7 protein-coding genes are annotated in these 8,676 nt (G+C 60.1%); 1 reads left to right on the top strand and 6 read right to left on the bottom strand.

Annotated elements, in window-relative coordinates; genetic code table 11:
• Positions 1–71: 71 nt before the first annotated feature.
• From dxs to B4U49_RS02515, 4 genes are all read right to left on the bottom strand, one after another.
• Positions 72–2,003 (bottom strand): 1-deoxy-D-xylulose-5-phosphate synthase, encoded by a 1,932-nt coding sequence (gene dxs / locus B4U49_RS02530; RefSeq protein WP_078083005.1) that lies wholly within the window; start codon positions 2,001–2,003, stop codon positions 72–74.
• 211 nt (positions 2,004–2,214) lie between these two features.
• Positions 2,215–3,102 (bottom strand): polyprenyl synthetase family protein, encoded by an 888-nt coding sequence (locus tag B4U49_RS02525; protein ID WP_078083007.1) that lies wholly within the window; start codon positions 3,100–3,102, stop codon positions 2,215–2,217.
• Positions 3,103–3,126: 24 nt separating this feature from the next.
• Positions 3,127–3,399 (bottom strand): exodeoxyribonuclease VII small subunit, encoded by a 273-nt coding sequence (xseB, locus tag B4U49_RS02520; protein ID WP_078083004.1) that lies wholly within the window; start codon positions 3,397–3,399, stop codon positions 3,127–3,129.
• Positions 3,400–3,482: 83 nt separating this feature from the next.
• Complete coding sequence (locus B4U49_RS02515; RefSeq protein ID WP_239692441.1) at positions 3,483–5,039, bottom strand: DUF7133 domain-containing protein; 1,557 nt, start codon at positions 5,037–5,039, stop codon at positions 3,483–3,485.
• Positions 5,040–5,890: 851 nt separating this feature from the next.
• On the opposite strand from B4U49_RS02515, the gene B4U49_RS02510 reads away from it, so the two are divergent.
• On the top strand, positions 5,891–6,478 hold the full coding sequence (locus tag B4U49_RS02510; protein WP_078083003.1) for an HNH endonuclease: 588 nt from the start codon (positions 5,891–5,893) through the stop codon (positions 6,476–6,478).
• A 74-nt stretch (positions 6,479–6,552) separates the two neighbouring features.
• On the opposite strand, the gene B4U49_RS02505 is transcribed toward B4U49_RS02510, so the two are convergent.
• Positions 6,553–7,563, bottom strand: coding sequence for a D-alanine--D-alanine ligase (locus B4U49_RS02505; protein WP_078083002.1), 1,011 nt, complete (start codon positions 7,561–7,563; stop codon positions 6,553–6,555).
• A 20-nt stretch (positions 7,564–7,583) separates the two neighbouring features.
• A complete protein-coding gene (mepA, locus tag B4U49_RS02500) occupies positions 7,584–8,474 on the bottom strand; it encodes a penicillin-insensitive murein endopeptidase (RefSeq protein WP_078083001.1) in 891 nt (296 codons plus the stop codon).
• Between the last annotated feature and the right edge of the window lie 202 nt (positions 8,475–8,676).

Below are 8,676 nucleotides of genomic sequence, written 5' to 3'. Positions count from 1 at the left end.
TGTCGCCGACGCTCCTGAAAACCCGTACCCGGTACCCGGCCTTCGATTTTTAGTTATGTACTTTGTCAGCCCTAGATAGCCGCAGCTTGCCCTTTTGACTGGGCTTGGTGCATTTGCGATTGGCGTTCGCGGATTTGTTCTTCTATGCCTTTGGCATCCAGACCAATCTCTGCCAGTAACTTTGGATGCTTGCCGTGTTCGATAATTTTGTCGGGCAAGCCGAGTTGTAGCAATGGTACCGGAATCACTCGCTGGTTCAGGTATTCCGACACCGCACTGCCCGCACCACCGGCAACCGTGTTTTCTTCCAGGGTCACAAGCAGGTCGTGGCTGTCGGCCATCTGGTCTATCAGGGCCTCGTCCAGGGGTTTCACCCAGCGCATATCCACCAGGGTTGCCCCTATCTTGTCCGCCGCTTCTTTAGCGGATGCAAGCAGGGTGCCGAAGCTCAGGATGGCGATATCCTTACCTGCCTGAATAACCCGGCCCTTGCCGACGGGCAGCGTGTCCAGGGATTTCTCAATGGTGACACCGGGACCGGTGCCGCGGGGATAGCGTACCGCCGACGGGCCATTGTGCTCGTAGGCCGTGTGCAGCAGCTGGCGGCACTCGTTCTCGTCGCTGGGGGCCGCGATGATCAGGTTCGGCAGACAGCGCATAAAGGTCAGGTCGAAGCTGCCCGCGTGGGTTGGACCGTCCTCGCCCACCAGACCGGCGCGGTCGATGGCGAAGGTGACGTCCAGGTCCTGGATCGCCACGTCATGCACCATCTGGTCGTAGCCGCGCTGCAGGAAGGTGGAGTAAATCGCCACCACGGGCTTCTGCCCCTCGCAGGCGAGGCCTGCAGCCAGGGTCACCGCGTGTTGTTCCGCGATGGCCACATCGTGGAAGCGCTCGGGAAAACGTTCCGCAAACTCCACCATGCCAGAGCCTTCGCACATGGCCGGGGTAATACCGATCAGCTTGTCGTCGTGCTCGGCGGCATCGCACAGCCACTGGCCGAAGATATCCTGGTACTTCGGGCCTTTCTTTTTCGTCTCCCCGGCCTTGTCCGCAGATACAGCGACCTGCACCTTGGGTTCCGGCTCGAGCTTGTTCAGCGCGTGGTAACCCACCGGGTCCTCTTCCGCGGGGCCGAAGCCCTTGCCCTTGGTGGTAACGATATGCAGCAACTGCGGGCCGCGCTGATTGCGCAGGTTGCGCAGGGTGTGTACCAGGTCCTGCATATTGTGGCCATCGAGCGGCCCCACGTAATTGAATCCGAGTTCCTCGAACAGGGTGCCCGGGGTAATCATGCCTTTCACGTGCTCTTCCGCACGGCGCGCCAGCTGCCAGGCCTTGGGGATGGCCGAGAGAACCTTGCGGCTGCCCTCGCGCATGTTCAGGTAGGTCTTGCTGGCCAGGATGCGGGCAAAGTAGGTCGCCAGACCGCCCACATTCTTGGAGATGGACATGCGGTTGTCGTTCAACACCACCAGCATGTCTTTGCCGGTATGCGCGGCGTGGTTCAGGGCCTCGAAGGCCATACCCGCGGTCATGGCGCCATCGCCGATTACGGCGACGACCTTGCGTTCATCGGGCGAGCCCAAGGCCATGCCCAGGGCGGCGCTGATGGAGGTGCTGGAGTGGCCAACGCCAAAGGTGTCGTAGGGACTCTCGGAGCGCTTGGGGAAGCCGGAGAGACCGCCCTGTTGGCGCATGGTGAGCATCTGTTCGCGGCGACCGGTGAGGATCTTGTGGGGGTAGGTCTGGTGGCCCACGTCCCAGACCAGGCGGTCTTCCGGGGTGTTGTAGATGTAGTGCAGGGCGATGGTGAGCTCGACCACGCCGAGTCCGGCGCCGAAGTGGCCGCCAGTCTGGCCCACGCAGTAGAGCAGGTATTCGCGTAACTGTTCTGCCACCTCGGGCAGTTGTTTTTCCGCCAGTGCGCGCAGTTGAGCCGGGCTGTCGATCTGGTCGAGCAGCGGGGTATCGGGGCGCGAGCGGGGTATCTGGTCGAACATCTAGGGTCCTGAATTCGGGCATTTGGGCGCGGGTTACTGTACCTCTCGAAGGCACAGGAGCGGGCTTCCGTCCCAAGGTATCAATTGCAACTGATAATGGTAGGGGATTGTATGCCCAAGGGACGGAGATTGCATCCCACGGGGGGAGGCTCGGATCGGAGTCCGCGGCGCAGGCTGGCTAAATATCTGGGGATGATTACCCGGCGGGCAATCAGTGATCCCGGTGGACGATATAGTCTGCCAGCTGCTGCAGGATGGCGGTGTTGCCGCCCAGGCGCGCGAGGGCGCCTGTGGCTTCCCTGTGCAGTTCATCGGCCTTGCTGCGGGCGCCGTCCAGGCCAAGCAGGGAGACATAAGTGGGCTTGTTGCGCGCGGCATCGGCGCCCTGGGTTTTGCCCAGGGTCTCGGTATCCGTGGTGACGTCCAGAATATCGTCCTGAACCTGGAAGGCCAGGCCGATGGCCTCGGCATAGCGGGTGATGGCGGTCAGTTGTTCATCGCTGGCGCCGCCGATCATCGCGCCGATACGGGCACTTGCGGAAATGAGTGCGCCGGTTTTCAGGCGATGCATCTCTTCCAGTTGCTCGAGGGCAAGGGCGTGATCCACCGCCGCCAGGTCGATGGCCTGGCCGGCGACCATGCCGCGGGCACCGGAGGCGTGGGCCAGCTCTGTAATCAGGCGGATCTTGAGCTCGGCGGGCAGATCTGCGGCGGCGAGGAGTTCGAAGGCCTGGGTCTGCAGGGCATCGCCGGCGAGAATCGCGGTGGCCTCGTCGAACTGGATATGACAGGTGGCCCGGCCGCGGCGCAGGGCGTCGTCGTCCATAGCCGGCAGGTCGTCGTGCACCAGGGAGTAAGCGTGTACACACTCCAGGGCGGCGGCGGCCGCGTGGCTCTGGCTGGCTACATCCTTCCCGGCAAGGGCCTGGGCAGCGGCGTACACCAGTGCCGGGCGCAGGCGTTTGCCCGGGCCCAGGGCCGCGTAGTTCATGGCGGCGAACAGGGCTTCGGCGGAAGAGTGGTCTGCCAGTGCAGTGGTGAGGGTCTGTTCGACCTGCTGGCCAGACGTCTGCAGGAACATCTTCAGTTTGGCAGGCATGGCTGCCGCGGTGGTACTGCTCACTTACTCCGCAGCTCCGGGGCCATTGTCTCCTGCAAAGTCGTCCTCAGTGTCGAAGGGCAGTTCCTGTACCTTGCCGTTCTCCTCCATCAGTACCTTTACCTTCTGCTCGGCGCTGGCCAGCTTCTGCTGGCACTCGCGGGTGAGCTTTACCCCGCGCTCGAAGTCGGTCAGTGCTTCGTCCAGGGGCAGGTCGCCGCTTTCCAGGCGTTCCACCAGCTGTTCCAGTTCTTCCAGTGCGCTCTCGAAGGTTGCGGCTTTCTTTTTGGCTGCCATGAAGGGTATCTCTGATAGGGCTGCAGTTGCGGGCAACCTTAGCGGCTCGCAATAGGACGGTCAATTGGCGTGCGCGACTTCGCTCAGGGCAGGAAGTGCTCCAGCTGAGGTCCGCTTCCCTCCTCCTGTACCTCCCGCTCCATCAGAAAATGCGCCAGCGCCCGTTTCTGGCTACTGCTAAAGCCGTAATTGGGCATTGGCGGCGTGGGGGTGTCGAAATAGTCCGCCAGCTGCTTGAGGGAGTACTTGCGGCTCAGGTCGCGCAGCGGCGCCTGCTGGTGGCAGCGGATGCAGTTGCGCCGCTCGTAGATCTGGGCGCCTTGGCGGGCGGCGCTGCTGTCGATGGCGAGGGGCTTTTTCGGCGCGCTGATGGGCGGACGGCTATCCGCGGGAATGGTGGTGCTGGCGGAGTCCGCTTCCCCGGGCTGTACCCGGTAAACCGCACCGGCGAAGTCGTCGGAAATATAAATATTGCCGCGGGCATCCTCGGCGATATCCACCGGGCGGCCATACACCGTGGTTTTGTCGTCGCCGAGAAAGCCCCACATAAAGTCCTGCGCACGGATACTGCCGTCGTCCTGCCAGCGCAGTGCGATCACCTTGTACCCGTCTTTCACGTCCCGGTTCCAGGAGCCGTGCAGCGCCACCAGTGCAGAGTCGCGGAATGTATCCGGCTGCTCCGGGCTGCGCAGGAAGTGGATACCCAGCGGTGCATTGTGCGCGCGGAATTCAAATACCGGGGGGATGGAGGTGCGGATAAGTTGCTGTATCTCGCCCGCGTTGCCTCCTTCGCCCTTGCCGAAATCGGGATCCGGTACGCGGTTGCCATTGGCATAGGGCCAGCCATAGAAGCCACCCAGTTGCACCCGGTTCAGCTCGCACGGGGGAAAATCGTTCCCCAGCCAGTCGCGGCCATTGTCCGTGGCGTAGAGTGCGGCATCTTTCGGCGACCAGTCAAAGCCCACACTGTTGCGCAATCCGGTGGCGTAAATCTGGAAATCGCTGCCGTCCGGGCGAAAGCGCATGATGGTTGCCCGGTGCGGGTCTTCTTCTATGCAGACGTTGCAGGTGGAACCGCTGGAGAGATATAGCCAGCCATCCGGACCCATTCCGATGGTTTTGGTCCAGTGGTTGCCGGTATCGGCGAGGCCGCTGACGATTTTCTGGTAACGGCCGGCGATGCGGCCATCGGAGTGATCAAAGGGCACCCGGCCCACGCCGTTGCTTTCCGCGATATACAGCCAGTCCTCAAATAGTGCCAGCCCGTGCGGCCGCTGCAGTCCGTCGATCAGTACCCGCTGTCCATCGGTCTTGCCGTCTTCATTGCGGTCATTGAGTAGCAGGCTCACCCGGCCCAGCTTGGGTTGCGAGACCAGCAGATCGCCGCTGCGGGTAACCGCCATAAAGCGCGCGTTGGGCACCTGTTCGCTGAACAGTTGCAGTCGATAACCCGGAGCCAACATTAATTGGCGTTCAACGATTTTTTCATCGGTACTGGCGCCGATCAATTGTCCCCAGGGGACATTGATACCGGGAACCCAACCGGCGACGATTGCCACCACCAGCAGTAAAAACAGCAGGATGGCGCCAAAAATCACTCGACGGGTAAAAGTTAGCGCGTTTTTCGACGGAGCTCTCACGATCGTCTTGATCTCGTAACAAAAGTAACTATAGTAAGCCGCTAAATGTCGCACAGCCGTACCAGTTGCGATACGCGCCAAACGATTCCCCTCCGCTCTCCCCGAGTGAAATGTGACGACGGTCACGTGCTTGTAAGACATCTCTTACAACAAGTTCAGCACTTTCCCACTACCCGAATTTTCTCATTCGACCATAATGTATTTGCAAGGACGGAGAACGGATTGCAACGGCGGCAAGGATAGGTCCCCAAGGAATGGAGACCGCGCTGCCAGCCCGAAAGGATTTGGGCACCATCCTGTGAGACGCACCGCTTGGGCCGGATTGCCCAGGCGGTGTTTTACGTTTGGGGCTACGAAAAATCTGTCCTGATCCGGTGTCGACCTTTCTTTTGCTGACATTGTCACGGCTTCCCTTTCCCTATTCAAACCATCCTGTCTATACAAGTGCGACGGTTCCCACGTCTTTCTGACAAGCTTTCGCAATAAAGTTTTTTTGACGATTGTGCAGACCCGAGCGCAATGGGCATCCCATAAATGCAAAAAAACAGCAGCGGATTTGTCCGCCAGTCTGGAAATCGTAACAAACCTCCGCTTTAATCAGATAAAGCCGGTCCAAATAAAGTGACCGCGGAGGATGACGCATTCAGTAATGTATTGCCGTACCCGTTCGTAACGCAACCACCTTTTCATCATTGGTGGTCAAGCCTTCATCGCCCCCAAATTTCGCGCCATTCCTCCAGCGCCTCCAGATTCCCCAGTTTTCACAACCAATTTCCAGACTTCCAGAGCCCTGCCGGCCTTCCCGCGGGGCTCTGCTGTTTTCGTAGCTCGCAAAAACGGGAGGTGAACTCGTGCAAGCGCAAATCCTGAGGTTGAATCTCGCGGGGCAACCCCTCGAATGGTTGAGTTGGGAAGAGGCGGCCTGTCTTTACGTGCGGGAGCTGGTGACCTGGACCATGGGCGGGGTGGTGCAGACGGTACATGGCGGTATCAACCGTCTGGGCGAACGCTCCACCCTCGATCTCGCCGCGATCATTGCCTGTGGCGGCGATCGCATGGCGCGTCCGCGCAAACGCCCGCCGCTGAACAACCGCGCATTGTTTGCCCGGGACCAGCACACCTGTCTTTACTGCGGCAGCTGGTTTCCGATCCGCGAGTTAACTCGCGACCATGTGCACCCGGTTTCCAAGGGCGGCCGCGATATCTGGGAAAACGTGGTTACCGCCTGCCGTCGCTGCAACCAGCACAAGGGCAACCGCTTGCTGCAGGATCTTGAAATGGACCTGCTGGCGCTGCCGTTTGTGCCCAATGCGGCGGAATATCTGGCGCTCACCAACAGCGCGCGGATTCGCGGGGATCAGATGGAATTTCTGCGCGGACAGTTTTCGCGCAAGCGACAGGAAAGCTGGCTTTCAGAAGTGATTCAGCAGACGGGGTAAGCTGGAATTTGTGGAACCGGAAGGAGTTGTGGTGAAGGCAACGATATCGGTTGTGTCACCTTCACCGAAACCGGTTAAACGGCGTCGCGAATCAGCGCCCCAAGGTAAGTGCTGAAGTCGTGTCCCTGATTCTGCAGCATTTTCGGGAACATGGAGATGGAGGTCATGCCCGGGAAGGTGTTCACCTCGTTGAGGTAAATTTCCCCGTCGTCGGTGAGGAAGAAATCGATCCGCGACAGGTCTTTTAATTGCAGGCCGATAAACGCCCGCTTTGACGCCTCGCGAACCCATCCGAGTTGCGCATCGGAAAGCCCCTCCGCCACTACATGGGTCTGCGCGCGACTTGCCTCCGCGTACTTTTCCTCGTAACTGTAAAACGTATCCTCCGGCGCGCACACTTCGCCCGGCGGGGTAATCACCAGCTCACCCTCATAGGTATAGGCCGCCACTTCCAGTTCGCGCACCTTCAGGCACTTTTCTACCAGTACATAGGGCGACAGACTGAACGCTTCTCGCAGGGCCTTTTCCAGCGCGTCTTCATCGCTCACCTTGTAACAGCCCACCGACGAGCCCTGGTTGGATGCTTTTACAAATACCGAGCCCCACTGGGTCAGGGCATCCCGCGCGCGGGCGATCTCTTCTGAAGTATTCGCACACAGGAATTTGTATGGCGTATTGTCGATCCCCAGCGCCGTCAGCCAAAGTTTGGTGGTGATCTTGTTGAAGCAGATCTTGCTCGCCTCCGAGCCGCAGCCGTAATAGGGCAGGCCGAGGATTTCCAGCTGGGATTGCAGGTCGCCGGTCTCGCCGGGGTAACCGTGAATCGCGGGAATCACATAATCCACCAGCTGGGCGCTGCCGGTAGCGCTGTAAAGCAGCTTGTCCGAGCGCAATTCCTGCACCTGACCGTTGGCATCCACAAAGCGACCGTCCGCGTCCATGGTGACGCGGGAGAGTTGGATATCGTTCAATGTGCCCAGCTCGCGCTGGATAAAGTCCGCGGTGCGCAGGGAGACATCGTGCTCGCTACTGCCACCGCCGCAGATCAGCAGTACGTGAATGGTCTGTTGGGCCTTGTCGCTCATTGGGCTCTCATCGTTCTTTCTTAATTGGATACCGCTGCGGGGGCGGCGAGCACCTGCGCACACTGCGCGGGCATCTTCGGTCTTTTCGGCGGCTTTGCCGGTACGGGTCTGGTCGGCGCCGGGCGGTTAAGGATGGCGTAAAATTCATCGCTAAACCACCAGTCGAGTCCGCCTTTACAGGGTTTGCCGCTCACCTTTTTCTGGGGCTTGCAGTTTTTGTCTCCCGGTGGACAGTTCAGGCGCACGTGAAAATGATAGTTGTGTCCCCACCAGGGGCGCACTTTGCGCAGCCATTCGTTATCGCTCCCTGCAATATCGCACATTTTTCGCTTGACGGTAGGGTGGACGAAAATCCGCGCGACACGGGGATCTTCCGAGGCGATACGCAGAATGCCGGGAATGCGTGCATCCCAGTTTTTTTCCAGCAGCACGTGCTTGCGCGTGTCGGCCATGGGAATGGCGGAGATGTTGTCGCGCTCCCAGGAACTCAGCGGACGCTCGGCGGCGCGCTTGTCCTGGGAGAACCAGATATCGGCATCCAGCCCCATCTGGTGGCTTCTGTGCCCGCTGCTGAACGGCCCGCCGCGGGCCATGGACATGTCGCCAATCTGCAGCCGGCCGAGGTCGTTTTCTTCGACGGCGTTGGAGAAGTCTTTGAGGAATTCCACCAGGTACGGGTTGCCGTAGTGGCGGTCGCGCCCGGTGCGCACCAGCTGAAATCCTTCCCCGCGCAGTGGCATCTGTTCCGCACCACTCAGGCAGCCATTACTGTAGCCGCCGATACTGGCCGGGAGTTGATTAGAGGGTTTCTTAACATCTTCCCACGGGTTTTGCGCGTGGGCGGGGAGGGCAATACACAACGTCAGTGTGATGAGCAGGGCAATCAGGGAAGCGGGCGTATACGTCGACATAATCTACTGCAGTGGTGTCGGTTTAGGTTTTAGTGCCCGAGGAATTATAGAGGTTCCATTTGGGAGTTCTGTGGAATGGTCCGCTTGGGAGTTGTTGATTGGGATCGTGGCGGTACCTTGTAGATATTGCTGGGGCGGTCCAGGTACCGGTAAACCCTTTGCGGGACCGTATGCGGCCTGGATGGCCGCATCCGAGCCCCCA

Origin of the sequence: Microbulbifer mangrovi, assembly GCF_002009015.1 — a bacterium.
GTDB lineage: Bacteria > Pseudomonadota > Gammaproteobacteria > Pseudomonadales > Cellvibrionaceae > Microbulbifer > Microbulbifer mangrovi.
The sequence above is the reverse complement of the archived record's forward strand: the minus strand, read 5'-3'. Positions and strand labels throughout refer to the sequence as shown.